We start from the raw sequence: 26,586 nt of genomic DNA on the forward strand, positions 1-26,586 counted from the left end.
AGCTCAGTCTGATGCACTAAGCTGTTTTCATCCATATCATTGAATCAAGGGAAACGAGGGAACTGACCGAAGTCTGGCTTCCGTTTTTCCTTAAAGGAATCGCGTCCTTCTTTTGCTTCATCTGTTGTGTAATAAAGAAGGGTCGCATCTCCTGCAAATTGCTGAATACCAGCTAATCCATCTGTGTCCGCATTAAATGCAGCTTTCAAGAATCGTAAAGCAGTCGGGCTCTTTTCTAGCATGTCCTCACACCACTTCACTGTTTCTTCTTCCAGCTGCTCTAATGGTACAACTGTGTTGACAAGTCCCATATCAAGCGCTTCTTGTGCATTGTATTGACGGCATAAGTACCAGATCTCTCTTGCTTTCTTATGACCCACAATACGTGCAAGATAGCCAGACCCATAACCAGCATCAAAGCTGCCCACTTTTGGTCCTGTTTGTCCAAAAATCGCATTGTCTGCTGCAATCGTGAGGTCACACACGACATGAAGCACATGTCCGCCGCCAATCGCATAGCCCGCAACCATCGCAATAACTGGTTTTGGAATGACACGAATTAAACGCTGTAAGTCTAGGACGTTTAGACGCGGAATTTGATCGTCTCCTACATAGCCGCCATGACCGCGTACTTTTTGGTCTCCACCAGAACAGAATGCTTTACCTCCAGCACCTGCAAGGACAATGACACCAACTTCTGAATTGTCACGAGCACGTGAGAATGCATCAATTAATTCACTTACGGTCTTTGGTGTAAAAGCATTATGTACGTGCGGACGGTTAATGGTGATTTTTGCAATCCCATTATATGTTTCATATAAAATTTCGTCATACTGACGCTCAGTTTGCCATTCAATAGCCATCAATATTTCCTCCTCTAATCTTGCGATAAAATAAACTCACTTACTATTTTACCAAAAAAATGTGGTTGTTCCACATGAACTGTATGCCCGGCATGCTCTGCTACTGTGAATTGACTGTATTCAAGCGCCTGCTGCATACGTTTGGCGATGTGACAAAACTTTTTATCAAGTGTTCCGCAAATGAGTAAAACAGGCTGTTTTATCTGCTTTAATGATTGCCACATAGACGGCTGTGAACCGGTTCCTATACCTTCTAAGCTGCGAGCCAGCCCGTTAGGATCGGCTTTTAGCCTTCCCTCTCTCAGTTGCGTTAGCCTGTCCGCTGGCAAGGATTTCTGCGAAGCAAACAGCGGAATGTTCTCCCAAAAATCCACAAACTGCGCTAATCCTTCATGTCTGATCTTTTGAGCTAGCTGATGATCATGATTCAGCCTCTCCATCCGCTCTTTAAAAGAGTTCAGCCCTGGAGATGTACTCTCAAGAATCAGTTTGTTTACACGTTCTGGATAACGGGAGGCAAATGATAAAGCAATACGCCCTCCCATAGAATATCCGAGAATGTTCACTTTGTGAAGCTTTAATTGATCTAAAATCTCAGCAAGATCTGCCAGCTGTTGGGACATTGCATATCTTCTTATACTTTTTGGTGAGTCTGTGCGACCATGTCCAAGCAAGCTGACCTGAATCAATCTCGTATGTTTTTCTGTATAAGTATTCAAAAAAGCCCAAGAAGCTGCACTCCCTGTAAAGCCATGTAAACATAACGTGGCATTTTCAGCAGATGGATTATGGTCTATCACCTCATACGCCACTCCATCGTGCATTCGTATTATGAGTGAAGGCATTCTTTTTTCACTTCCCTCAATATCTCGTCCATCATTTGGCGATGTTTGCCCACGCGAGAATGCCGGTCAGTTTCAATCTCAATTAAATGAAGCCCTGGTTCTTGGATATGCGCCAAGTACACATCTTTTAACTCTTCTTTCGTTGTCGGCTTCGAATAGGTTCCCCCATATAGCTTTGATGCATACTCAAAATTCAACCCAGTCGGCGTACCAAAGAGCTTTTCATAATACGGTTCATCGGATGCCTGCGGAAGGAAAGAAAAGATTCCTCCACCATCATTGTTTAACAATACAACCGTGAGCGGAATGTCCATTAGCTTAGCTGCAAGAAGACCGTTCATATCATGGTAAAAAGATAAATCGCCGATGACTAAAGTGATGGGTTGTTTCAAGGCTGCATATGTTCCAAGAGCTGTGGACACAACACCATCAATACCATTTGTTCCGCGATTCGCCATCATCCGAAACGGTTTTAACTGCGTTTCAAAAAAGGTATCGACATCTCGAATAGGCATACTATTTCCGATAAAAAGCACACTCTCTTTTGGCAAAAGGTGCTGCAGCTGACGATACACATTTCCCTCAAATGTCAGGTCCTCATCATTGTATTGATTTACATGCATTCTAAAAGAAGAATTGACACTCTGCCAGCGTCGTAAATAAGATGTATCCTGACGCTTTTCCGCTCTCATCAAGACTTCTTCTACAAAAGAGGCTGCATGACTTTCAATCATGTATGATGCGCTTAAACCAGGATCTCGATAACCACCCGCAGCATCGACGACAATCTGCTTCACTTCCGCATGCTTTTCTAGCCACTTAAATAAAGGCTTAGACACAGGCATCGGTCCAAAACGAATGACCATTTCAGGCAAGAGATGCTGCTGCAATGCCTCATCTTTTAACAAAGAATCGTATGCATCTATGATGTATTCTTCACTTTCATGTCCATTTCGCAAAAGAGAAAGCGGGTCAGCTAAAATAGGCAGATGCAAAGCTTTTGCAAGACGTAACACTGACGCCTGCTCTTCCGGCGAGTGAAGTTCACCAGCAACAATGATTCCTTTTGCCGCTTTGTTCATGATAGACACTAATTCTGACATAACCCGATCATCCGGACGAGCTTGACCTGCTGCTAAAACTTTGTTCGCAACTCCTTCTTCTCTATCAAAAGGATCAATAGACAAGTCAGGTAGCAATGGTTCTCTCAGCGGCACATTCACCTGAACTGGTCCCTTTGGCTCCTGCATAGACACATGACTTGCCCTAGCAGCAGTAGTTTGGACATACCGCAGCATCGTTTGGCTTTCTTCTGGCAAGGCTAAGTCTGTGAACCATTTAACAAACTTACCGAATAAGAATTGCTGATCAATCGCTTGAGGTGCCCCAACCTCCCTCAATTCGTGCGGCCGATCAGCAGTTAAAACAATCAATGGTACTCGGGAATAATGCGCCTCGACAACGGCTGGGTAAAAGTTAGCAGCTGCCGTACCTGATGTACAAATGAGCAGCACTGGGGTTTGACTCGCTTTCGCAAGACCCAGTGCATAAAAAGCAGCAGACCGTTCATCCACTAACACATGGACATTGATTTCTTGATGAGCAAGAGCGAGCATCGCAAGCGGTGTTGAACGGGAGCCAGGACAAACAACTGCCTCATTCACACCACTTTGCACAAATTCATCCATTAATCTGCCAATATATCTTGTCATGATTTGATTATTCAATAGGACGACCTCCAAGAGCAGACAGCATTGGTCTTAATTTCACTTGCGTTTCTTCATACTCTTGTTTTGCAAGGGAATCCTCTACAATTCCACATCCAGCAAACAAACGAACTTGGTCTTCCTCAATAAGACCTGATCGAATGGCGACAGCAAATTCTCCATTGTCCTTAGAATCAATCCATCCCACTGGCGCCGCATACCAACCGCGTTTCAACGGTTCGATTTCACGAATCACCTCTACCGCTTTTTCCTTAGGATATCCTCCAAGCGCTGGTGTTGGATGAAGCTGTTCAATTAATGAAAAGAGTGAACAGCTGCTTTTAATTTCTCCCACAATGGGTGTAAATAGATGCTGAATGTTTTTCGTTTTATAAAGACTTGGTTGATTTGGCTTATGCACATGATGGCAGTTTGCTTCAAATGCCTGCTCAATCATATTCACGACAATTTGATGTTCAATCAAATTTTTCTCATCATGAAGCAGTTCCTCACCTAGTGCCTGATCTTCTACTTCATTTTGACCACGTACAATGGAACCTGCCAAACACGATGAAAAGACTTCACCACCGCTTTTTTTCACTAAACGTTCAGGCGTCGCCCCGACAAATGCTTGTCTTCCCTGCTCTATAGCAAATACATAACTCGTTGTTTGATGTTTTAGTAATTCTGCTAATAGTGGAGCGAGTTCAATTTGATTTTTATAGTGAAGCAAGACTTCTCTTGCTAAAACAACCTTTTCATATTCGTTCACACGAATGTGTTCTGTCGCTTCATGGATTGCTTTCATCCATTCCTGGACATCTAACTCTTCCATATGAACAAGCTCAGCTTGTCCATGATTTCTGACAGGCAATGCATCAAAATTAGAAGCTTTCTGTTCTAATTCTTGAATGAGCTGATGAACATTCCCGTCCACCTCGTTCCATTCATTGATCGTTAGAAACGTGCCTTCTTTTGAAACAGTCAGCATCATCGATGGCACAAAAAAATGAGCCTCGCCAAATGCTTCCCAGTGACGCGCCTTCTCTTCATATGGATCAAATGAAAATCCTCCAAATAAAAGCGGACCAACTGCCGCTTGCTTTAACTCCTTCTCATCATGAAAATGGAACATATGCTGTTTCAGCTGCTCCCATTCTTGATGGACGATATTGAATCGTTCTTTGCCTTGCTCTGATGATTTAATCACGGCCGCTCTGCCAAGTCCAGAAAATATCATTTGGCTTTCTGGATCAGACCAAAAAAACCGCTCGCCTAAAAAATCCGCTTCGCCGCTTTGGAAAAAGGCAAGAGGATCCAGATCGTCAACTCTTCTGGAGTAGCTTATCAAAACAGCATGGTTGACGTTATTCGCTTCTTCTAATGTCGCAAGCGCTTCCTGCCGGAAAGTACTTTGCACTGTTGTCACCATGATACATTCCTCCAAAATCCATGAAATAACATATAAAAATAAAACCATCATGTAAAAAAATACATGAACATTCGAGTATGTCGAATGACCTGCTTTTCTATTATAAACCTTAACAGATGAACTTAGTAAAGAAAACAGCTTTTAAAACCTCGAATCCTTATTATATCACGCTTTCAAGATTTTTTCGCTCCCGCATATTGAAATGAGAACATCCCTTAAAAAATGGTAAGACCTGTTCGAAGATCAAGCTTTCTCTCTAGATGGGAACGATTAGCAAACATCTTTTTCTTGTTTCATCGCATCAATATATTGACACCTTTTTGAACTTTGCTAAACTGGAATTTGGACGTGTACGTATTTTTTTATTTAAAGGAGTATATTTTATGCAGCATCAATCGATATCAGATCAGCTTTCACCAATTAAGCCTGATAAAAACTGGCGGATTTGGTGGAATTTACTACGACCGCATACATTAACAGCGGCATTTATTCCCGTTACTTTAGGAACTGTCCTAGCACTTCCGAGTGGTCAAATACATGTTGGGCTATTTTTAGCTATGCTATTTGCATCGATGTTTATCCAAATTGCAACGAACATGTTTAATGAGTACTTTGATTATGTTCGCGGATTGGACAATGAGAAATCTGTCGGTATCGGCGGAGCGATCGTGAGAAACGGTGTAAAACCAAAAACAGTTTTAGGCCTCGCTTATGCCTTATTCGCGCTTTCTTTATTACTTGGGATCTATATTTGCATGATGTCTAGCTGGTGGATTGCACTCATAGGACTAATTTGTATGGCAGCAGGCTATTTTTATACCGGTGGCCCTGTACCAATTGCTTATACACCATTTGGAGAACTTGTATCAGGTGCTTTTATGGGACTAGGCATCATTTTAATTAGTTTCTATATCCAAACAGGAACATTGACATCAAAAGCTGTGCTCATTTCATTACCTATCTCTATTTTAGTTGGTGCCATCTTACTGTCGAACAATATCCGTGATTTAGACGGTGATAAAGAGAATGGACGAAAGACACTTGCTATCCTAGCTGGACGTAAAGCGGCAGTCAACATCCTACTTTCCATGTTTGTGATCTCATATGTACTCATTTTTGTTTATATCTTTATGGATATCGTGGGTCTTTGGAGTCTTCTTGTCTTACTCAGTGTGCCAAAAGCTTATACAGCCATTAAAGAATTTAAGCAAAAAGAAAAACCAATTGAATTAATGAATGCCATGAAGTCGACAGCACAAACCAATACGTTTTTTGGTTTCCTGTTAACGATCGCATTGATCTTACAATATTATCTCGCATAACACGAAACGCCTGCAGCCGCAGGCGTTTTTTATTGAAGAATTGCTTCAAATTGGCACAAGTCTTACATAAAAATTTGCTCATACTAACAATATGTTTGATATGAAAGGGTGATCGCTTTGTTGTCTAAAAACGAATTACATCAGTTGAAGCAGCGACTTCTCGATGAAAAACAAGAAATTGAAGCCAAAAGCCATGACGATGAACAGAAAGTATCATTTCCTTATGATTCAGTGGGCGAACTGTCAGCCTATGATAACCACCCTGGCGACCAAGGGACAGAACTATTCGAACGCGGAAAAGACATTGCCTTAAACAGTTTGGAACATGAGCATCTTTCCGATATCAATGAAGCACTCCAAGCAATGGCAGACGGCTCTTATGGTTTGTGTAAAGTGTGTAAAGCCCCTATTCCTAAAGAACGCTTAGAAGCCCTTCCCACCGCCGTCACATGCACAGAGCATTCAAAAGAACAGACCGTTTCACAAAACCGTCCCATTGAAGAGGACTTATTAAGTCCGCCCTCAGGGCAATTTGAAAATGAAGATAGTGCTGCATATGACGGAGAAGATGCCTACCAAGACGTAGAACGCTATGGGAACTCTGATACCCCATCCGATATGGAATTTCCTCCATTGACATACGATGATGTGTATACACAATCAGAAGATGAAGATTATGTGGAAGACTATGAAGGGTTTGCAGCTGCTGATATTGAAGGAAAAGCAAGCAAGGTCTATCCAAATAAAGCACACGAAGCTTATGAAGAAGCATTAGATGAAGAAGGCGTCATGACAGTGTTTGGTGACTTGAAGCCGTATGAAGAAGAACCTTATACTAAAAAAAATGATTAGTCCCCACATATTGGGGGCTTGATGTTTATATCATGTAATAATTGGGAAATAAGTTGAAGAGTGAATTGATTGGGAGGAGATTTCTGGATGGCTAAAAAAAGTATCATTTGGGCGGTTATCGTCTTCTTTATTACATACGCATTATTTTCTATTGCAGGGTTCCTGTTCCCTATCGACAGAGAATGGTATGACGCACTAAATAAACCTGAATGGACACCTAGTGGTGGTGTCATCGGTGCGGTCTGGGCTGTCTTATTCGCCCTCATTTCGTTATCTGCCGCCATCATTTATGCAAAGTATGGTTTTCAAAAAATCACATTACCATTTTGGATTCTGTTTCTTTTAAATTATGTATTCAATCAAGCCTTTAGCTTTTTTCAATTTACACAAAAAGATTTATTTGCAGCTACGATCGACTGCCTGCTTGTAGCACTGACAGCACTCGCACTTGTCATCGTCTCACGTAAACTAAGCAAAGTTGTCCCAATTTTATTGATTCCTTATGTTTTATGGGGATTCTTTGCGACATACTTGTCTTATACGATCTATTCCATGAATATGTAAAAAAGACCGCTATGATGGCGGTTTTTCGTTTTGTGGAAAATAAAAAAGAGGTCTTTATTAGACCTCTTTAAAAAATGACCCGTACGGGATTCGAACCCGTGTTACCGCCGTGAAAGGGCGGTGTCTTAACCGCTTGACCAACGGGCCAGAAAAATGGCGGAGAAGGAGGGATTTGAACCCTCGCGCCGCTTGCGCGACCTACACCCTTAGCAGGGGCGCCTCTTCAGCCACTTGAGTACTTCTCCATTTGGCTCCGCAGGTAGGATTCGAACCTACGACCGATCGGTTAACAGCCGATAGCTCTACCACTGAGCTACTGCGGAAAGTCATGGTGGGCCTGAGTGGACTCGAACCACCGACCTCACGCTTATCAGGCGTGCGCTCTAACCAGCTGAGCTACAGGCCCATGAACGATATGCAAATGGAGCGGGTGATGGGAATCGAACCCACGACATCAGCTTGGAAGGCTGAGGTTTTACCACTAAACTACACCCGCAAAAATATGTATGGGGCGATTGATGGGAATCGAACCCACGAGTGCCAGAGCCACAATCTGGTGCGTTAACCACTTCGCCACAACCGCCATACTGATATTTATTTGTAAAAGTGGCTCGGGACGGAATCGAACCGCCGACACACGGATTTTCAGTCCGTTGCTCTACCAACTGAGCTACCGAGCCATGTATTCATTTGAAAATGGCGGTCCGGACGGGACTCGAACCCGCGACCTCCTGCGTGACAGGCAGGCATTCTAACCAACTGAACTACCGGACCATTAGAGAAAAAATTTGGTTGCGGGGGCAGGATTTGAACCTGCGACCTTCGGGTTATGAGCCCGACGAGCTACCGAACTGCTCCACCCCGCGATGATATCATTTTTTAAAAATATGGCGGAGGAAGAGGGATTCGAACCCCCGCGGGCTTTGACACCCCTGTCGGTTTTCAAGACCGATCCCTTCAGCCGGACTTGGGTATTCCTCCGTATAGATGGTGGACCTTGTAGGACTCGAACCTACGACCGGACGGTTATGAGCCGTCTGCTCTAACCAACTGAGCTAAAGGTCCTTTATAGCGGCGGAGGGGATCGAACCCCCGACCTCACGGGTATGAACCGTACGCTCTAGCCAGCTGAGCTACACCGCCATGATATAAAATAATCTTTTGAAAAGTGGAGCCTAGCGGGATCGAACCGCTGACCTCCTGCGTGCAAGGCAGGCGCTCTCCCAGCTGAGCTAAGGCCCCATAAAAGATGGTCGGGAAGACAGGATTCGAACCTGCGACCCCTTGGTCCCAAACCAAGTGCTCTACCAAGCTGAGCTACTTCCCGATCTTAATGGCGCGCCCGAGAGGAGTCGAACCCCTAACCTTTTGATCCGTAGTCAAACGCTCTATCCAATTGAGCTACGGGCGCTTATTTTATAATGCCGAGGGCCGGACTTGAACCGGCACGGTAGTCACCTACCGCAGGATTTTAAGTCCTGTGTGTCTGCCAATTCCACCACCCCGGCGTGGATGGTATAAGCGGAAGACGGGATTCGAACCCGCGACCCCCACCTTGGCAAGGTGGTGTTCTACCACTGAACTACTTCCGCATTACAGGATTTCTTTATGTTGTTTGGCAATGCGGGTGAAGGGACTTGAACCCCCACGTCATAAAGACACTAGATCCTAAGTCTAGCGCGTCTGCCAATTCCGCCACACCCGCATGAAAATGGTGAGCCATGAAGGACTCGAACCTTCGACCCTCTGATTAAAAGTCAGATGCTCTACCAACTGAGCTAATGGCTCGCTTTTAAAGCGACTTGTCTATCTTACCATATGAAAGTGGTGCCGGCAAGAGGACTTGAACCCCCAACCTACTGATTACAAGTCAGTTGCTCTACCAGTTGAGCTACACCGGCTTTATCTATCCTAACATTATGTAAGAATAAATATGGTGGAGGATGACGGGCTCGAACCGCCGACCCTCTGCTTGTAAGGCAGATGCTCTCCCAGCTGAGCTAATCCTCCACTATGTAGGAATCTCTCGATCCGACAAAGATTATTATATACAGGTTTCACTCATTTGTAAAGGCTATATTAAAAAAATTTTATTTCATTTTTCATGACGTATTTCTTTTAACAGATGATGTTGATGTTACCAGTCAAAACGGCTTTAATTCAACGATTAACAGCTGTATTTCTCTTCTCTATATTCTCTTTAAAAACGAGTAAATCCTTTAAAAATATCAGCAGCCTTTCAATTTTTATACTTTAATGATATAGATATTTCTTTATTTCAACTGTTAAACGCAATGAATGTTTTGATTTCAATAAAATAGACTTATACAACTCCATTTAAATGAATGAATTTGTATCAGGCATCTATACACCTGCTATTCTTTCTCTCTATTACTTTTCTCCATACTTAAAAGTGAACATGCTTCACAGACTTTCACGTTAATTTAGAGCATCTCCACGCTTATAGTGAATTAAAACAACCTGATTTATACCACATCTGTATCAAGGTGATCTTCTTTCAAACAGCACAAAAAAGACCAGTTCCGATTGGAACTGATCCTTTGAAAAGCTTGGCGGCGTCCTACTCTCACAGGGGGAAACCCCCAACTACCATCGGCGCTGAAGAGCTTAACTTCCGTGTTCGGTATGGGAACGGGTGTGACCTCTTCGCTATCGCCACCAAACCTGATGGAGAGAATGTTCTCTCAAAACTAGATAACAATGTTCATTTTTCACATTAGAATATAGGTTAAGTCCTCGATCTATTAGTATCTGTCAGCTCCACGTGTCACCACGCTTCCACCTCAGACCTATCAACCTGATCATCTTTCAGGGATCTTACTTCCTTGCGGAATGGGAAATCTCATCTTGAGGGGGGCTTCATGCTTAGATGCTTTCAGCACTTATCCCGTCCGCACATAGCTACCCAGCGATGCCCTTGGCAGAACAACTGGTACACCAGCGGTGCGTCCATCCCGGTCCTCTCGTACTAAGGACAGCTCCTCTCAAATTTCCTGCGCCCGCGACGGATAGGGACCGAACTGTCTCACGACGTTCTGAACCCAGCTCGCGTACCGCTTTAATGGGCGAACAGCCCAACCCTTGGGACCGACTACAGCCCCAGGATGCGATGAGCCGACATCGAGGTGCCAAACCTCCCCGTCGATGTGGACTCTTGGGGGAGATAAGCCTGTTATCCCCGGGGTAGCTTTTATCCGTTGAGCGATGGCCCTTCCATGCGGAACCACCGGATCACTAAGCCCGACTTTCGTCCCTGCTCGACTTGTAGGTCTCGCAGTCAAGCTCCCTTGTGCCTTTACACTCTGCGAATGATTTCCAACCATTCTGAGGGAACCTTTGGGCGCCTCCGTTACATTTTAGGAGGCGACCGCCCCAGTCAAACTGCCCACCTGACACTGTCTCCCTGCCCGATAAGGGCAGCGGGTTAGAAGGTCAATACAGCCAGGGTAGTATCCCACCGATGCCTCCACCGAAGCTAGCGCTCCGGTTTCCAAGGCTCCTACCTATCCTGTACAAGCTGTACCAACATTCAATATCAGGCTGCAGTAAAGCTCCACGGGGTCTTTCCGTCCTGTCGCGGGTAACCTGCATCTTCACAGGTACTATAATTTCACCGAGTCTCTCGTTGAGACAGTGCCCAGATCGTTGCGCCTTTCGTGCGGGTCGGAACTTACCCGACAAGGAATTTCGCTACCTTAGGACCGTTATAGTTACGGCCGCCGTTTACTGGGGCTTCAATTCGCACCTTCGCTTACGCTAAGCGCTCCTCTTAACCTTCCAGCACCGGGCAGGCGTCAGCCCCTATACTTCGCCTTACGGCTTCGCAGAGACCTGTGTTTTTGCTAAACAGTCGCCTGGGCCTATTCACTGCGGCTTCTCGGGGCTTTAACACCCTAAGAAGCACCCCTTCTCCCGAAGTTACGGGGTCATTTTGCCGAGTTCCTTAACGAGAGTTCTCTCGATCACCTTAGGATTCTCTCCTCGCCTACCTGTGTCGGTTTGCGGTACGGGCACCTCTCACCTCGCTAGAGGCTTTTCTTGGCAGTGTGGAATCAGGAACTTCGCTACTAAATTTCGCTCGCCATCACAGCTCAGCCTTCACGGGAAACGGATTTGCCTATTTCCCAGCCTAACTGCTTGGACGCGGATATCCAATACCGCGCTTACCCTATCCTCCTGCGTCCCCCCATTGCTCAAATGGTGAGGAGGTGGTACAGGAATATCAACCTGTTGTCCATCGCCTACGCCTTTCGGCCTCGGCTTAGGTCCCGACTAACCCTGAGCGGACGAGCCTTCCTCAGGAAACCTTAGGCATTCGGTGGACGGGATTCTCACCCGTCTTTCGCTACTCATACCGGCATTCTCACTTCTAAGCGCTCCACCAGTCCTTCCGGTCTGACTTCACTGCACTTAGAACGCTCTCCTACCACTGTTCGTAAGAACAGTCCGCAGCTTCGGTGATACGTTTAGCCCCGGTACATTTTCGGCGCAGAGTCACTCGACCAGTGAGCTATTACGCACTCTTTAAATGGTGGCTGCTTCTAAGCCAACATCCTGGTTGTCTAAGCAACTCCACATCCTTTTCCACTTAACGTATACTTTGGGACCTTAGCTGGCGGTCTGGGCTGTTTCCCTTTCGACTACGGATCTTATCACTCGCAGTCTGACTCCCAAGGATAAGTCATCGGCATTCGGAGTTTGACTGAATTCGGTAACCCGGTAGGGGCCCCTAGTCCAATCAGTGCTCTACCTCCGAGACTCTTACCTTGAGGCTAGCCCTAAAGCTATTTCGGAGAGAACCAGCTATCTCCAGGTTCGATTGGCATTTCACCCCTACCCACACCTCATCCCCGCACTTTTCAACGTGCGTGGGTTCGGGCCTCCATTCAGTGTTACCTGAACTTCACCCTGGACATGGGTAGATCACCTGGTTTCGGGTCTACGACCACGTACTCATGCGCCCTATTCAGACTCGCTTTCGCTGCGGCTCCGCATCTTCTGCTTAACCTTGCACGGGATCGTAACTCGCCGGTTCATTCTACAAAAGGCACGCCATCACCCGTTAACGGGCTCTGACTACTTGTAGGCACACGGTTTCAGGATCTATTTCACTCCCCTTCCGGGGTGCTTTTCACCTTTCCCTCACGGTACTGGTTCACTATCGGTCACTAGGGAGTATTTAGCCTTGGGAGATGGTCCTCCCGGATTCCGACGGAATTTCACGTGTTCCGCCGTACTCAGGATCCACTCTGGAGAGAACAACATTTCAGTTACAGGGCTGTTACCTTCTTTGGCGGGCCTTTCCAGACCTCTTCGCTTATATCGTTCCTTTGTAACTCCGTATAGAGTGTCCTACAACCCCAAGAGGCAAGCCTCTTGGTTTGGGCTGTTCCCGTTTCGCTCGCCGCTACTCAGGGAATCGCATTTGCTTTCTCTTCCTCCGGGTACTTAGATGTTTCAGTTCCCCGGGTATGCCTTCTCATACTCTATGTATTCAAGTATGGATACTACTCCATTACGAGCAGTGGGTTTCCCCATTCGGAAATCTCCGGATCAAAGCTTGCTTACAGCTCCCCGAAGCATATCGGTGTTCGTCCCGTCCTTCATCGGCTCCTAGTGCCAAGGCATCCACCGTGCGCCCTTTCTAACTTAACCATTTCTTACTTTAGAAAGAATCACTATGTGTGATGAACTTTGCATTGCATTCAATGTGAATGTATTACTTATTGTTATCTAGTTTTCAAAGAACAATCCTGTCTCGCTAGAGACATGTTTGAAGGAATGATCCTTCAAAACTAAACAAGACGAAAAACGTACGCTGCTCCATATATCCTTAGAAAGGAGGTGATCCAGCCGCACCTTCCGATACGGCTACCTTGTTACGACTTCACCCCAATCATCTGCCCCACCTTCGGCGGCTGGCTCCATAAAGGTTACCTCACCGACTTCGGGTGTTGCAAACTCTCGTGGTGTGACGGGCGGTGTGTACAAGGCCCGGGAACGTATTCACCGCGGCATGCTGATCCGCGATTACTAGCGATTCCAGCTTCACGCAGTCGAGTTGCAGACTGCGATCCGAACTGAGAACAGATTTGTGGGATTGGCTAAACCTTGCGGTCTCGCAGCCCTTTGTTCTGTCCATTGTAGCACGTGTGTAGCCCAGGTCATAAGGGGCATGATGATTTGACGTCATCCCCACCTTCCTCCGGTTTGTCACCGGCAGTCACCTTAGAGTGCCCAACTAAATGCTGGCAACTAAGATCAAGGGTTGCGCTCGTTGCGGGACTTAACCCAACATCTCACGACACGAGCTGACGACAACCATGCACCACCTGTCACTCTGTCCCCGAAGGGAAAGCCCTATCTCTAGGGTTGTCAGAGGATGTCAAGACCTGGTAAGGTTCTTCGCGTTGCTTCGAATTAAACCACATGCTCCACCGCTTGTGCGGGCCCCCGTCAATTCCTTTGAGTTTCAGTCTTGCGACCGTACTCCCCAGGCGGAGTGCTTAATGCGTTAGCTGCAGCACTAAGGGGCGGAAACCCCCTAACACTTAGCACTCATCGTTTACGGCGTGGACTACCAGGGTATCTAATCCTGTTCGCTCCCCACGCTTTCGCTCCTCAGCGTCAGTTACAGACCAGAGAGTCGCCTTCGCCACTGGTGTTCCTCCACATCTCTACGCATTTCACCGCTACACGTGGAATTCCACTCTCCTCTTCTGCACTCAAGTTTCCCAGTTTCCAATGACCCTCCCCGGTTGAGCCGGGGGCTTTCACATCAGACTTAAGAAACCGCCTGCGAGCCCTTTACGCCCAATAATTCCGGACAACGCTTGCCACCTACGTATTACCGCGGCTGCTGGCACGTAGTTAGCCGTGGCTTTCTGGTTAGGTACCGTCAAGGTGCAAGCAGTTACTCTTGCACTTGTTCTTCCCTAACAACAGAGCTTTACGATCCGAAAACCTTCATCACTCACGCGGCGTTGCTCCGTCAGACTTTCGTCCATTGCGGAAGATTCCCTACTGCTGCCTCCCGTAGGAGTCTGGGCCGTGTCTCAGTCCCAGTGTGGCCGATCACCCTCTCAGGTCGGCTACGCATCGTCGCCTTGGTGAGCCGTTACCTCACCAACTAGCTAATGCGCCGCGGGTCCATCTGTAAGTGACAGCCGAAACCGTCTTTCATCCTTGAACCATGCGGTTCAAGGAACTATCCGGTATTAGCTCCGGTTTCCCGGAGTTATCCCAGTCTTACAGGCAGGTTACCCACGTGTTACTCACCCGTCCGCCGCTAACATCCGGGAGCAAGCTCCCTTCTGTCCGCTCGACTTGCATGTATTAGGCACGCCGCCAGCGTTCGTCCTGAGCCAGGATCAAACTCTCCGAAAAAGTACAAAACCGAAGTTTTGTTTTTCGTCAGCGTTTGACTGACTACCTATGATGTATCATAGGATTTTTTATAAAAACTCGAATTAACAGGTACGTTTTGTCTTGTTTAGTTTTCAAAGATCATCTTCATTATCGCTCAGAAGCGACTTTATTAATATAACATTCTATCAAGATGAAGTCAACAACTTTTTTCTTGAATGTTATTTCTCAACCGCGCTGTTTCAGCGGCGAATACAAATATAACACCTTTTAAAAGAAGAAACAAGTATTTTTTCTAAATAATTTATTTTTCCTGATCTCTTCCTATATATTCGTACAAAAAGGGCTTAACTCCGTAATTCACTATTGTTGATCCTGTAGGTCTTTAGTATATTTATAATAGATTGAAATTTAATAACCGCAGGGGGAGCTTCGTGCTGAGAGTGAACAATTCGTTGTTCTGACCCTTTGAACCTGTCAGTTAATACTGAAGTAGGAATGTGGAATCACTTGCATACATGCATTGTATTCAAGCCGATATGTTTTTCTATGAATCACATACTCATCCTGACATGGTCTCTCCTTGCACAATTCGTGAAAAGGGGATTTTTTTATGCAACAATCAAATCAATTAGTACGACTGATGGAGATCGCCATCATGACTTCTCTTGCACTTGTTTTAGATTATTTATCAGGTCTCTTTTTAAGAATGCCAAACGGCGGGTCAATTGCACTGATCATGATTCCTGTCATTCTCATGTCCATTAGATGGGGCGTGTCTGCTGGATTTATTATCGGTGTGTTAATCGCAGGACTGCAGCTGATGAACACTCCTATTATTGCTACACCTGTACAAGGATTTCTCGATTACTTTGTCGCATCTGTTGTGATTTGTTTAAGCGGGCTATTCTCAGGATCAATTAAAAAAGCCATTCAGGATAAAAAGCGAAAGAAACAATTCTTCTATATTATCCTAGCTGTATTTGTCGCCAGTTTCTTCAGACTGCTGACGTTCTTTATTTCAGGTGTTGTTTTCTTTTCTCATTATGCACCAAAAGGAACACCAGGATGGGTGTATTCATTAGTTTATAACAGCACATATATGATTCCTTCATTTATCATTTGTAGTATTGTTCTTTGTTTACTCATCCCTAGTGCATCTCGTTTGGTTTTTCCTCGACAAAAATAACCCAGCTGTTTCAGCGGGTTATTTTTTTATGCATAATTTGCTGCTCTATTGAATCTATTAATAGTAGAAGATTTCATGCTGGAGGTACGACAATGAATCCTTACTCCATTATGCTGTGCTGTTACATCCTCAGTATCGCCTACTTTTTGGCAAGTTTCTATGAGGCATTAAAAATAGCAGGTGTGAAAGGAAAAGTAGAGGCTTCTCCTTTTATATCTTATATTTTACTCGCCACCCTTTTTACTTTTTTCTCTCATTATTACTGGAAGCTGACGATATAATCTGTTGAACATGATCACTTAGGACAGACAGTTCCCATCCATACCCTATTTCTTCATGGTTCTCACCAGCCAGCTCAAACTGGCTGGTGACGGCAAAACTAGGTTGAAGTTTTTGATAAAATTGCTTCGCTGAGTTTTGCTCAAATACCCAGAGCAGCATATTCTGATAGCCTTTCTCTATTAAATAATCCACACCTTTTGCAATCAAAGCCATACCCGCTCCTGATTTCTGTTTTCTCTGCAACAAATAGATGGCATAAAGCTCACCATCATATATTGAATATCTCTCATCACGCTGTTTTCCGAAGGAAGCAAAACCAAATACTCCGTCAGCATCCTCTGCGACAAACGTGCCTTCAAGCGACCTGCTTCTCCAGCTCTCTTCCCGCTCCTCTACATTCAAAGCATCTAAATACTCTTGTGAAATAATGCCGTGATAAGTCGTTTGCCAGCTCTTCACATGAATTTCGGCAATTTTAGGAATATCATTATGTACTGCATGTCTAACCTTCATCTGCACACCCCTTTTAGCCATTTCTTACTCTATGTTTCATATGATAAGTTGCTATTTTATAAAAATCAATCTCTAATGGATATTCGTTGACATTCTGTCAACACCCCTATATATTGGGTACGACTTCTTCTATTGAAGAGTTGAACTTTATGAAAAGGGTGAAGAAAGAGATGGAATTTAAAACAACTGAGCTTCGGCAGTTTTTAAAAGAACAACTGCAAATACGTTCTCTTTCATTAAGAGAACTCAGTACACAAACAGAAATTGATAAAGCCACACTGTCTAGAATCATGAACGGAAAAAGAAAACCGACTTTGAACCATTTACAGCGGCTTTCAGATGCTCTACACATTTCTTTAGATCATCTATTGGCCACGGCTGGATTTTCAATTAAAAACGAAAGAGTTCACGGTAATACGTTCATTCAAGCAGTAGAAGAGATTGAGCGAACGCTGAAAGATCATGATGTCTATGACGGGACGTTCAGCGAGAATGAATTGAAACAGAAGTTAAATGAATATGAGACCTATAGTCAATCAGAAGAGGGAAAAGAAACGATCTCAGCAAAGTTTGAAAAAAAGATAGATACGATAAGTGGTGTTGGACCATTTCTTGATCAATTGAAAAGCATGTACAGCTCGTTCATGAGCGGACGGGGTACTTCTCGAGAATTGATGTTGATGGGAGGCGCATTACTTTACTTCATTATGCCCGTTGATTTAATACCAGATTATATTTTTCCGATCGGCTATATTGATGACGCTGCAGCGGTGCAGGTCGTATTAAACCAGCTGACAAATAGGTCATAGCAGGTGACGGAGACATGAAAAAACAGAACAGCATTGACTTCGCATTATTATTCACTGTCATTTGCTTCTTTGTGATCAGCCTGCTGGCTGTGTATAGCGGATCGGGACAGTATGAAACACAAGATATGTTTTATTTCGTCAAAAGACAAGTTTTCTGGTATATCGTCGGCTTTGGCCTTATGGCGGCAGTTGCTTACTTTGATTATGAACTGCTTGAGCGGTTATCTTTTCGATTATTTGCAGGTGGTCTCTTCCTCATCATTCTCGTTCATTTTTTTGGCACAAATCAAAATGGCTCCCAAAGATGGATCAGCTTGGGGCCCATGAAAGTGCAACCATCAGAATTTATGAAAATTTTTGTCATTCTTCTGTTAGCGGCTATTTTAAATCGATACAAACATCAGCGCTTTTCGTTTAAAGAAAGCATGATTCCTACAATGAACATCATATGCTGGACCGCTGTTCCTTTTTTCCTGATTTTAATTCAGCCAGATTTGGGGACGGCACTTGTGATCTTGTCTATTGCTTTTACACTGATGCTTGTGTCAGGCATTTCAAGTAAGATGATCGCTGCATTAATCGCTTCTTTTCTCGCGCTTCTTGCATTTTTGACCTACTTGCACAATGAACATTTTGAGCACTTTACAAAAGTGATTAAACCTCATCAGCTTGATCGCATTTATGGATGGCTCTCTCCTGATAAATTTGATTCGACATATGGGTATCAACTGAAACAAGCAATGCTTGGCATTGGGTCAGGGCAATTATCAGGAAGCGGGTATACAAAAGGAAATCAAGTACAAGGGGGAAATATCCCTGAAGCCCATACAGATTTTATATTTGCAGTCATTGGCGAGGAATTTGGTTTTATCGGCGCCTCCCTATTGATCTGTTTATATCTTATGATGGTCTATCGAATGATTCATGTGGCTATGCATGCGAATACCCTTTATGGGCTTTATATATGTGCTGGGGTGGTTGGGCTGATCGTCTTTCAAGTCTTCCAAAACGTTGGGATGACAGTAGGGCTAATGCCTGTGACTGGTCTTGCCCTTCCTTTTATCAGCTATGGGGGCAGTGCACTTTTAACCAATATGATCGCCATTGGCCTTGTGTTTAGTGTCAATCTGAGGTCCTCATCCTACATGTTTGGACGTAACTGGGATTGAAGGTGATGTCATTGATTTTTTCTCACCTAAAAAAAATCGACCACATTCTTGCTGGGACGATTGTTTGTCTTTGTTTCTTTGGATTACTGATGGTGTACAGTGCGAGTTATCCTTTAGGCGAAATAAAATATGGACAGGGCAGCTACTTCTTCATGAAACAGTGGCAATGGCTTTTGATTGGGTTCTTCTTTTTCATCGCTGCGGCCCTGGTTCCATATCAAGCTTACCGTAAATGGATTCGATGGCTTGTGATGCTGTCATTGTTATGTCTTCTCCTTGTCCTGCTTCCTGGAATCGGTGTTGTCAAAAATAATTCACAACGATGGATTCAATTGGGCTCTCTGATCATCCAACCGTCTGAGGCTGTGAAATTAGTGATGATCATCTATTTCGCCTATGTATATGCAAGGAAACAAGCTTACATCACATCCTTTAAAAAAGGAGTACTGCCTCCACTTCTTCTTTTAAGTCTAGCTTTTTTATTGATTTTAAAACAGCCAGATTTAGGTACAGCAGTTTCTATTTTGTTGAGCTGCGGTATCGTCTTATTATGTGCTGGACTTAAAACACGCCACCTCATTCTACTAGCTTCGACGACTGCGGCAGGGATCACTTTTTTTGCTGTGACCGCTCCTTATCGTTTGAAACGGATCACTTCTTTTCGTGATCCTTTCATGTATGAAGATGGAGATGGTTATCAGCTGATTCATTCTTATCTCGCCATGGATTCAGGAGGACTGACCGGGAATGGTTTAGGCGGAAGCATACAAAAACTAGGATTTCTTCCTGAAGCCCATACAGATTTTATTATGGCCATCATCAGTGAAGAGCTGGGAATCATGGGGCTGTTGTTTGTGATGGGTGCCTACCTACTCATCATGTATCGCGCCGTTCGAATCGTTCAAGGTTTACAAGATCCATTTGGAAAGCTATTAACGATCGGGCTTACTTTTCAAATCATGATTCAAGCAACCTTTAATCTAGGAGCTGTCTTTGGGCTTCTCCCCATTACAGGCATTCCTCTTCCCTTTATTAGCTACGGCGGATCTTCATTGGTGTTCATGATGATATCTGCAGGCATTCTTGTGAATCTCTCTTCATCTATCAAAAGACACCGGCATGTGCCCCAAGTAAAATAGACACCCTCAATCAGAAGGTGTCTTTTGATTTTTATTCTTCTATTTGACGATCAGCGATTTCTTTTTTTCTTGGCTGTTTGATTTCATTCGTCAGTTCTTGGATGCTTTGTTTCACATTGCCTTTGCCAGAGAAATTCTCAATAATTTCTTTGACATCAATTCCAGAGGAAGCTTTCAGACTTTCTTGAAGACTGGACATAAGGTTTGTCGCATAGCCGGTCACTTTGTTGGCGCCGCTGCCTTCCCCGTTACCACCTGTATCAACAACTGTAATTTTATCAATGTTAGAAAGTGGAGCAGATACTTGTTTCGCATATTCAGGTAGCATTTTCACAATCATATCAAGAATCGCCGCTTGGCCATACTGTTCGAATGCTTCTGCAATTTTCTCTTTCGCTTCTGCTTCCGCAAGTCCTTTCAACCTAATGACTTCTGCTTCTGTTTCCCCTTTTGCACGATCGGCTTCCGCTTTGGCAAGCCCGTCAATCCGAACTTTCTCTGCTTCTGCTTTTGCCATTGCTTCAATGCTGTATTTCTTTGCATCTGCTTCTGCAAGACGCTTCGCTTTTTCCGCCGCAGCCGACTGCTCAACAGCATAACGGTCCGCATCTGCTTTCTTTTTCACTTCAGAATCGTATTGACGCTCACGACGCTGGATCTCTTTTTCTTCTAATTCAATTTGCTTCTGACGTTCAATGATTTTGACTTGCATTTCTTGTTCAGTTACGTGCTGACGATTACGAGCTGTTTCAAGATCGTACGCTTGGTCAGCGCTTGCTTTTGCTGTATCTTGTTCACGTCTGAATTCTGCTCTTTTCAGCTCATTGATTTTTTCTGCTTCAGCGATTTCAGTGGCACGCTCAAGCTCAGATTTCTTCGCATCTTTATCTGCTTCTGCACGTTTGATACGTGTTTCTTTATCTGCTTCTGCTGTCGCAATATCTGCATCGCGTTTCACTTGAGCAATTCTAGGTTTACCTAGTGATTCTAAATAGCCATTTTTATCACGGACATCTTTGATTGTAAACGATACAATGACAAGACCCATTTTCGCTAGATCTTGAGAAGCGACACGCTGTACTTCTTGAGAAAATTTCTCTCTGTTTTTATAAATCTCTTCAACTGTCATTGACCCTAAAATGGAGCGAAGGTGTCCTTCTAGTACTTCTCTTGCTTCATTTTCACGATCTTCTTTTGTTTTCCCTAAAAACTGCTCTGCCGCAGTGGCGATTTCTTCAATTGATCCGCCAATTTTAATGATGGCCGTTCCATCCGCCATGACCGGTACACCCTGTTCAGTATAGACTTCAGGCGTTGAAACATCTAGCTTGCTAGATAGTAAGCTGAGCGGCTCTGCTTGTTGAAAAACAGGGAGTACAAAGGTACCTCCACCTCTTACAATCTTAATCTTGTTTCCACCTTCATCCACGTGGACATTTTTACTTCCGAGGTAACTTCCTGTGACGATTAATGCTTCATCTGGACCAGCTGTCCGGTATTTCGAAACAAATACACCAATAAGTGCAATGAGAATCACAAGCACAATTCCAATAATAATTAATATGGTTGTTCCTGGCATAGCATTCCCTCCTAGATTTCTTCATTTGGTATAACAGATAACACGCCTTTGTTCACTTCGACGACCAGCACCCGGGTTCCATATGGAATCTCCTCTTCGTCGAAACTGACGGCAGGCTTTGAGATTTTTCCGCTGTTACTAATTAACAGCACTTCTCCAAACCCATCTTTTGGTACAGATACAATGATCTCCCCAGTTCTTCCTTTTAGGTCGGCCTCCGTATATGAAAGAGATTCTTCAGCAGAGGAAAGCGGGACTAAGACAAATACATGTAAACAAGTAACGAGAACCACTGCGAGGATGGCAGATAATACGGCGCCAAGTCCACTTCCTACAATTGCTGTTTTTTCAGAGATAAATCCTCCAGCCGAGAAAAAGGTAAGAAATGCGAGGATCAATGTTGGTTGAAGGAACGGGACAGGAATCGCTTCAAACAATCCATCAAATACATCGCCAAAAAAGACGAAAACAAGCGTCAGGATTCCTGATACCATCAATATGTATAAGTACAGCGTCTGAAGAGGCAGCCCAAACACATCCATCTTCCTCACCCTTTCTTTATGAAATGAGCAGCCTTTCATTCATTTAGACCATGCTCACATCCAAGTGTATTCCTTCTAACAGGTAATACGAACCACTTTTGTAAAGGTTTCATTTTTCATCACAATTCATTAAAGGATTTCTCGGATAGCTAAAGAATGATTGTCTTGTACCAGTATGATAAAATTTGATCTTGAGGTGAGAGAAATGAGTTTATTACATGAAGCAAGACAAGAATTGTGGCAGGAGCTGCAAGGATTGAGCGAAAAACAATTAAATCAAAAATTATCTGATGATACTTGGAGTATTCAAGAAGTTGCAGATCATTTAAAGAAGATGGACCTAGTTGCAGCAAAACATCTAGCTGCCGAGGGGAAAAAAGCACCGATCAAAGAATATGAACCAAAGCCAGTAGAAATGGCAGAGGATCGTTCAAAAAAAGCCACTGCGCCTAGTATCGTTGCGCCTGATCGCAAGCATGTAACACCTACACATTTAAAGGATGAGCTCGATACAGCACGTGAGAAGCTCAATCAAATTTTATCAACGTTTACAGAGGAAGATTTCAAACGCGTGATTGCACATCCTGTGTTTGAAGAACTTTCATTAAAGCAATACCTTGATTTTATCGGCGCACATGAAAAGCGCCATATTCATCAAATTAAAGAAATTAAAGAACAGCTATAAGATGTAAAAAAGACTCCCTTTTGGGAGCCTTTTTTCATTGTTACACTGTTTTAGGTGTTAAATCAAAGCAGCGAGCGTAAATCCAGTTGTATGCTTTTTCGTTCAGGTCTCTTGGGTTTCCAACTGTTTGCGGATCTTTCATTGCTTCTTTAGATAAACGGTCGATCATATCTTTTGGTACACCTTGTTCTTCTAATGAAGGAACTTCTAGGTCTTCCACTAAATCATACATCCAATTCACTGCTGCTTTTGCAGCTTCCTCTGTTGTCATTCTGCTTGTATCAATCCCGAATGCTTGCGCAATTCGAGCGAATTTCTCTGGGTACCCTTTCCAGTTATATTCCATGACAGGTCCCATCATTGCCGCTACACATTGACCATGTGCGACTGGAATAATGCCTCCAAGCGTTTGGCTCATCGCATGGGCTGCGCCAGCTGATTCACTGCCATAGGAAAGTCCGGCAAGCATCGCAGCTTGTGCCATGCCATATCTTGCTTCCAAATCCTCTCCATCGGCAAAGGCACGGCGAATATAATGAGCAGCATATTCAATGGCCATGAGCGCTACCGCATCTGTAATTGGCTGAGCAAACTTCATCGTATAGCATTCGATCGCGTGCGCAAGCGCATCGATACCCGTCATTGCCGTCACATGCGGCGGCATAGATACATGAAGCTCAGGATCAATCACTGTTAGGTGAGCTGCAATGAGCGGTCCACCTGTGTTGAATTTGAATTCCCTTTCTTCGTCAGTGATCACTGCCCACTGCGTGACCTCTGAACCTGTACCAGCCGTTGTCGGAATTGTGGTTAACGGAGGGATTCTATTTTCAAGCGGTTTTTTCCCCTCAGCCGCTTCGTAATCAAGAACTGATCCTTCATGAGTCGCTTCCACACCGATAGCCTTCGCTGTATCCATTGAGCTTCCGCCGCCTACTGCGACTAAACCATTACAGCCTTCTTTTTCATATAACGCAGATCCTTCACTCACTAAACGGACTGGCGGGTTTGGTTCTACTTTATTAAATAGAACCACATCAACTTGCGCTTCTTTTAATGAAGCAATCACTGGATCTACAACACCTGCTTGATAAATACCAGGATCTGTGACAAGCAATACCTTTGAAACGCCGTATGCTTTCACTTCTTCCCCAACATGTTTCACTGCCCCAATGCCATGCTTGATGACAGTCGGAATTTCAAACGTATGGAATTTTTGCATGCTTTCAATTTTCATATTTAACGTCATATAGAATCTCCTCCAGATAAGTGATATTTATTTAAACCAATGAACCGCTTCTGGTTTTGTATTTCGATATAAATGTTTTAGTTCCGTATATTCTTCAAGGCCCGTACGTCCTAATTCACGTCCAAGACCTGATTGTTTATACCCACCCCACGGTGCTTGGGCAAAATAAGGATGGAAGTCGTTGATCCATACCGTGCCTAATCTTAATTGACGAGCCACTCGTTCGGCTTTGCCGATATCAGAAGACCACACCGCTCCTGCTAAACCATAAATCGTGTCATTTGCCAGCTCGATGACTTCTTCCTCTGATCGGAAGGATTCGACAGTGAGGACTGGTCCAAACACTTCTTCCTGTACAATTCGCATGTCTGATGTACAGCCTGAGAAAATCGTCGGCAAGTAGAAGAATCCTTTTTGCAGCTCCTCTGCATCAGGTCGTTTCCCACCTGTTTCTAATGTTGCACCTTCGTCTAAACCGATGCTGACGTATTTTTCTACTTTTTCTCGATGCTCAGCTGAGATAAGCGGTCCGCTCTGGGTTCCTTCATCAAAGCCGTTGCCTAGTTTGATTTTTTTCGTACGCTTCACCAGTTCTTCTAAAAATTCATCGTGAATGGATTCTTCCACTAACAAGCGTGAACCTGCTGAACACACTTGCCCTGCATGGAAAAACACAGCATTCATTGCCTGGTCAACCGCTACGTCTAAATCAGCATCTTGAAAGACGATATTCGGGTTTTTCCCGCCGAGCTCAAGGGCGATTTTCTTCACATTCCCGCTGGCTCCCTGCATGATTTTCTTACCTGTTTCAATACCGCCTGTGAATGAAATTAAATCGACTTGGTCATTGACAGCCAGCTCATCTCCAACAGTTGCTCCAGGTCCAAGCACTAAGTTGGCAACGCCTGCTGGAACACCCGCTTCTTCCATAAGTTTGAAAACTTTGATCGTGGTTAATGGTGTAATTTCACTTGGTTTTAGTACGATGGTATTTCCAGCTGCAAGGGCAGGAGCGATTTTCCAGCTCGCTTGAAGCAATGGATAGTTCCAAGGAGTGATTTGACCGCATACACCGACAGGTTCTCGGACTAATTCGCTTTTTGAGTTTGGAATAGGAGATGCAATGATTTCCCCGCCATCCTTATCAGCAAGACCTGCATAATATTGGAACACGTTCGCAATATCGTCCATATCTGCTTTGCTTTCCTCTAATGTTTTACCCGTATCAAGTGATTCTAATTTGGCTAATTCATCTAGGTCTCGCCTAATCAATTCAGCAATTTTGAACACAATATTTCCTCTTTCAAGTCCAGGCATGTTTGCCCAATCACCTTGATCGAAGGTTTTTCTTGCTGCCTTAATGGCTAACTGCGCGTCATTTCTTGATCCTTCACTGACTGTCGCGATCACTTCTTGATTAAATGGATTGATGATATCTCTTGTGTCGCCACTCTTAGCGCCAACCCATTGTCCATCGATAAATAGTGTTTGACTCATAGAAGGAACCTCCTCTGATTCTCTTTGGTAAGTTTGTTAAATAAAAATTTAACGTTTTGAACATAATTAACTTAACATGTTCAAATTTTTCTGTCAAAGGGAGATATGTTTCATTTATTTTGACATTTTGCATTCTTTCGTTAACATATAGTCCATAAAGATTTTTTTGAACGTATTGAATTCACTTAATAGAAAGCAGGGACAAGATGAAAAAGCAGGAACAGCCACAAGCAGAGGAACGCATTTTAGCTGCTAAAGATCTCGTCATTGATTCCATCGCTGAAACAATGGATCTCTATGGCATTACTAGAAGTGCGGGTATTTTATATGGAACGATGTATTTAAATGAGGAAATGACGCTGGATGAAATGCGTGAAGAGCTGCAAATGAGTAAGCCTAGTATGAGTACGGGTGTGAAAAAACTGCAAGACATGAATATTGTCAAAAAGACCTTTCACCGTGGCCGAAGAAAACACAGCTTTGTTGCTGAGAAAGACTTTTTTAAGTTTTTCATGAACTTCTTCCCGCAAAAATGGGAACGAGAGGTTGAGGTCAATCTAGCAGCGATTGAAGAAGCGCAAGAACGCCTTCAAGATGTAGCTCGTGATGATCAGGCGGAGGAACATGAAAAAGAGGAAGCGAAACAGCTCATTGAACAGCTTGAAAGCTCAAAAGCCTATTATGACTGGCTTAGACGATTAGCCCACTCGGTTCATTCGGGAGACATCTTTGACTATATTCCGATTGATCAGAAAGAAAAATAGCCGGGGTGTTTGTGTTTTACAGCTTGAATTTTACAGGAGGATTGATTATAATAAGTTATGTCGTAATACTTCGGGGCATTAGCTCAGCTGGGAGAGCGCTACGCTGGCAGCGTAGAGGTCAGCGGTTCGATCCCGCTATGCTCCATTATCAAAAGCCTATCCAATGATGGATAGGCTTTTTCATTTGATTTTACTCATA

18 protein-coding genes, 22 tRNA genes, 3 rRNA genes and 1 riboswitch are annotated in these 26,586 nt (G+C 44.1%); of the genes, 10 read left to right on the plus strand and 33 right to left on the minus strand.

The window, feature by feature from the left end; genetic code table 11:
• Nucleotides 1-44 precede the first annotated feature (44 nt).
• From menB to NST73_RS14355, 4 genes are read right to left on the minus strand one after another with little or no spacing between them, the layout of a single operon-like run.
• On the minus strand, nt 45-863 hold the full coding sequence (gene menB, locus NST73_RS14340; RefSeq protein ID WP_039168312.1) for a 1,4-dihydroxy-2-naphthoyl-CoA synthase: 819 nt from the start codon (nt 861-863) through the stop codon (nt 45-47).
• A 14-nt stretch (nt 864-877) separates the two neighbouring features.
• Complete coding sequence (menH, locus tag NST73_RS14345; protein ID WP_326242565.1) at nt 878-1,708, minus strand: 2-succinyl-6-hydroxy-2,4-cyclohexadiene-1-carboxylate synthase; 831 nt, start codon at nt 1,706-1,708, stop codon at nt 878-880.
• On the minus strand, nt 1,693-3,435 hold the full coding sequence (menD, locus tag NST73_RS14350; RefSeq protein WP_342499166.1) for a 2-succinyl-5-enolpyruvyl-6-hydroxy-3-cyclohexene-1-carboxylic-acid synthase: 1,743 nt from the start codon (nt 3,433-3,435) through the stop codon (nt 1,693-1,695). The genes menH and menD overlap by 16 nt, the downstream gene beginning before the upstream one ends.
• On the minus strand, nt 3,428-4,846 hold the full coding sequence (locus tag NST73_RS14355; protein WP_039168306.1) for an isochorismate synthase: 1,419 nt from the start codon (nt 4,844-4,846) through the stop codon (nt 3,428-3,430). Before NST73_RS14355 ends, menD begins: the two co-directional genes overlap by 8 nt.
• 383 nt (nt 4,847-5,229) lie before the next feature.
• On the opposite strand from NST73_RS14355, the gene NST73_RS14360 reads away from it, so the two are divergent.
• The 3 genes from NST73_RS14360 (at nt 5,230) to NST73_RS14370 (ending at nt 7,584) form a co-directional block, all read left to right on the plus strand.
• On the plus strand, nt 5,230-6,168 hold the full coding sequence (locus NST73_RS14360) for a 1,4-dihydroxy-2-naphthoate polyprenyltransferase (RefSeq protein ID WP_017358382.1): 939 nt from the start codon (nt 5,230-5,232) through the stop codon (nt 6,166-6,168).
• Between the two features lie 117 nt (nt 6,169-6,285).
• Entirely contained in the window at nt 6,286-7,020 is a 735-nt protein-coding gene (locus NST73_RS14365; RefSeq protein WP_342499167.1) for a TraR/DksA C4-type zinc finger protein, read from the plus strand.
• An 87-nt stretch (nt 7,021-7,107) separates the two neighbouring features.
• On the plus strand, nt 7,108-7,584 hold the full coding sequence (locus NST73_RS14370; protein WP_041506519.1) for a tryptophan-rich sensory protein: 477 nt from the start codon (nt 7,108-7,110) through the stop codon (nt 7,582-7,584).
• A 75-nt stretch (nt 7,585-7,659) separates the two neighbouring features.
• Here the strand turns inward: NST73_RS14370 and NST73_RS14375 are convergent.
• The 24 genes from NST73_RS14375 to NST73_RS14490 form a co-directional block, all read right to left on the minus strand.
• A tRNA-Glu gene (locus NST73_RS14375) sits at nt 7,660-7,731 on the minus strand.
• Nucleotides 7,732-7,738: 7 nt separating this feature from the next.
• Nucleotides 7,739-7,829, minus strand: a tRNA-Ser gene (locus NST73_RS14380).
• A 3-nt stretch (nt 7,830-7,832) separates the two neighbouring features.
• A tRNA-Asn gene (locus NST73_RS14385) sits at nt 7,833-7,907 on the minus strand.
• A 6-nt stretch (nt 7,908-7,913) separates the two neighbouring features.
• A tRNA-Ile gene (locus NST73_RS14390) sits at nt 7,914-7,990 on the minus strand.
• Nucleotides 7,991-8,006: 16 nt separating this feature from the next.
• Nucleotides 8,007-8,080, minus strand: a tRNA-Gly gene (locus NST73_RS14395).
• A gap of 11 nt (nt 8,081-8,091) precedes the next feature.
• A tRNA-His gene (locus NST73_RS14400) sits at nt 8,092-8,167 on the minus strand.
• Nucleotides 8,168-8,191: 24 nt separating this feature from the next.
• A tRNA-Phe gene (locus NST73_RS14405) sits at nt 8,192-8,264 on the minus strand.
• Nucleotides 8,265-8,281: 17 nt separating this feature from the next.
• Nucleotides 8,282-8,358 (minus strand) — tRNA-Asp (locus tag NST73_RS14410).
• A gap of 15 nt (nt 8,359-8,373) precedes the next feature.
• Nucleotides 8,374-8,450: transfer RNA gene (locus tag NST73_RS14415), tRNA-Met, on the minus strand.
• Nucleotides 8,451-8,472: 22 nt separating this feature from the next.
• Nucleotides 8,473-8,565, minus strand: a tRNA-Ser gene (locus NST73_RS14420).
• Nucleotides 8,566-8,572: 7 nt separating this feature from the next.
• A tRNA-Ile gene (locus tag NST73_RS14425) sits at nt 8,573-8,649 on the minus strand.
• 4 nt (nt 8,650-8,653) lie between these two features.
• Nucleotides 8,654-8,727, minus strand: a tRNA-Met gene (locus NST73_RS14430).
• A gap of 26 nt (nt 8,728-8,753) precedes the next feature.
• A tRNA-Ala gene (locus tag NST73_RS14435) sits at nt 8,754-8,826 on the minus strand.
• An 8-nt stretch (nt 8,827-8,834) separates the two neighbouring features.
• Nucleotides 8,835-8,911, minus strand: a tRNA-Pro gene (locus NST73_RS14440).
• Nucleotides 8,912-8,918: 7 nt separating this feature from the next.
• A tRNA-Arg gene (locus NST73_RS14445) sits at nt 8,919-8,995 on the minus strand.
• A gap of 11 nt (nt 8,996-9,006) precedes the next feature.
• Nucleotides 9,007-9,092: transfer RNA gene (locus tag NST73_RS14450), tRNA-Leu, on the minus strand.
• Nucleotides 9,093-9,104: 12 nt separating this feature from the next.
• Nucleotides 9,105-9,176 (minus strand) — tRNA-Gly (locus tag NST73_RS14455).
• Nucleotides 9,177-9,206: 30 nt separating this feature from the next.
• Nucleotides 9,207-9,289 (minus strand) — tRNA-Leu (locus NST73_RS14460).
• Between the two features lie 7 nt (nt 9,290-9,296).
• A tRNA-Lys gene (locus NST73_RS14465) sits at nt 9,297-9,372 on the minus strand.
• A 37-nt stretch (nt 9,373-9,409) separates the two neighbouring features.
• Nucleotides 9,410-9,485 (minus strand) — tRNA-Thr (locus NST73_RS14470).
• A 33-nt stretch (nt 9,486-9,518) separates the two neighbouring features.
• A tRNA-Val gene (locus NST73_RS14475) sits at nt 9,519-9,594 on the minus strand.
• A 558-nt stretch (nt 9,595-10,152) separates the two neighbouring features.
• A 5S ribosomal RNA gene (gene rrf, locus NST73_RS14480) occupies nt 10,153-10,268 on the minus strand.
• A gap of 61 nt (nt 10,269-10,329) precedes the next feature.
• Nucleotides 10,330-13,260: ribosomal RNA gene (locus NST73_RS14485) — 23S ribosomal RNA — on the minus strand.
• Nucleotides 13,261-13,442: 182 nt separating this feature from the next.
• Nucleotides 13,443-14,991: ribosomal RNA gene (locus NST73_RS14490) — 16S ribosomal RNA — on the minus strand.
• The 16S, 23S and 5S rRNA genes sit together here, the layout of an rRNA operon.
• Before the next feature lie 392 nt (nt 14,992-15,383).
• Nucleotides 15,384-15,486, plus strand: a riboswitch (TPP riboswitch).
• 97 nt (nt 15,487-15,583) lie between these two features.
• Here NST73_RS14490 and thiT point away from each other — a divergent pair.
• Complete coding sequence (gene thiT / locus NST73_RS14495; protein WP_039169938.1) at nt 15,584-16,159, plus strand: energy-coupled thiamine transporter ThiT; 576 nt, start codon at nt 15,584-15,586, stop codon at nt 16,157-16,159.
• Nucleotides 16,160-16,399: 240 nt separating this feature from the next.
• Here thiT and NST73_RS14500 read toward each other — a convergent pair whose 3' ends face one another.
• Nucleotides 16,400-16,954, minus strand: a complete 555-nt coding sequence (locus tag NST73_RS14500; protein WP_024719667.1) for a GNAT family N-acetyltransferase — start codon at nt 16,952-16,954, stop codon at nt 16,400-16,402.
• Nucleotides 16,955-17,103: 149 nt separating this feature from the next.
• Here NST73_RS14500 and NST73_RS14505 point away from each other — a divergent pair, with 149 nt between their 5' ends.
• Genes NST73_RS14505 through ftsW form a run of 3 tightly spaced genes read left to right on the plus strand, consistent with a single transcriptional unit; the run spans nt 17,104 to nt 20,071 of the window.
• Complete coding sequence (locus NST73_RS14505) at nt 17,104-17,763, plus strand: DUF1232 domain-containing protein (RefSeq protein ID WP_052141844.1); 660 nt, start codon at nt 17,104-17,106, stop codon at nt 17,761-17,763.
• Between the two features lie 14 nt (nt 17,764-17,777).
• The gene (gene rodA, locus NST73_RS14510) at nt 17,778-18,932 is read left to right on the plus strand and encodes a rod shape-determining protein RodA (protein ID WP_039169942.1); all 1,155 of its coding nucleotides are present in this window, start codon (nt 17,778-17,780) and stop codon (nt 18,930-18,932) included.
• Nucleotides 18,929-20,071 (plus strand): putative lipid II flippase FtsW, encoded by a 1,143-nt coding sequence (gene ftsW / locus NST73_RS14515; RefSeq protein WP_342499168.1) that lies wholly within the window; start codon nt 18,929-18,931, stop codon nt 20,069-20,071. Before rodA ends, ftsW begins: the two co-directional genes overlap by 4 nt.
• A gap of 31 nt (nt 20,072-20,102) precedes the next feature.
• On the opposite strand, the gene NST73_RS14520 is transcribed toward ftsW, so the two are convergent.
• Together NST73_RS14520 and NST73_RS14525 are read right to left on the minus strand one after the other, a co-directional pair.
• Nucleotides 20,103-21,650 carry a flotillin family protein gene (locus NST73_RS14520; RefSeq protein WP_008344044.1) on the minus strand — a complete coding sequence of 516 codons (1,548 nt, stop codon included), beginning with the start codon at nt 21,648-21,650 and terminating at the stop codon, nt 20,103-20,105.
• 11 nt (nt 21,651-21,661) lie between these two features.
• Complete coding sequence (locus NST73_RS14525) at nt 21,662-22,192, minus strand: hypothetical protein (RefSeq protein WP_017367919.1); 531 nt, start codon at nt 22,190-22,192, stop codon at nt 21,662-21,664.
• Between the two features lie 205 nt (nt 22,193-22,397).
• Between NST73_RS14525 and NST73_RS14530 the strand changes: the two genes are divergently transcribed.
• Nucleotides 22,398-22,877: a DinB family protein gene (locus NST73_RS14530; RefSeq protein WP_342499169.1), complete on the plus strand. Its 480-nt coding sequence runs from the start codon at nt 22,398-22,400 to the stop codon at nt 22,875-22,877.
• Between the two features lie 40 nt (nt 22,878-22,917).
• Here the strand turns inward: NST73_RS14530 and NST73_RS14535 are convergent, their stop codons facing one another.
• Entirely contained in the window at nt 22,918-24,126 is a 1,209-nt protein-coding gene (locus tag NST73_RS14535) for an iron-containing alcohol dehydrogenase (RefSeq protein ID WP_025207855.1), read from the minus strand.
• A gap of 27 nt (nt 24,127-24,153) precedes the next feature.
• Nucleotides 24,154-25,623: a betaine-aldehyde dehydrogenase gene (gene betB, locus NST73_RS14540; protein WP_041507663.1), complete on the minus strand. Its 1,470-nt coding sequence runs from the start codon at nt 25,621-25,623 to the stop codon at nt 24,154-24,156.
• Nucleotides 25,624-25,829: 206 nt separating this feature from the next.
• Here betB and NST73_RS14545 point away from each other — a divergent pair, with 206 nt between their 5' ends.
• Complete coding sequence (locus tag NST73_RS14545; protein ID WP_041507664.1) at nt 25,830-26,387, plus strand: GbsR/MarR family transcriptional regulator; 558 nt, start codon at nt 25,830-25,832, stop codon at nt 26,385-26,387.
• Between the two features lie 72 nt (nt 26,388-26,459).
• Nucleotides 26,460-26,532: transfer RNA gene (locus NST73_RS14550), tRNA-Ala, on the plus strand.
• Nucleotides 26,533-26,586: the final 54 nt, after the last annotated feature.

Source organism: Bacillus sp. FSL W7-1034 (genome assembly GCF_038593365.1).
In the GTDB taxonomy this organism is placed as follows: Bacteria; Bacillota; Bacilli; order Bacillales; family Bacillaceae; genus Bacillus; species Bacillus altitudinis.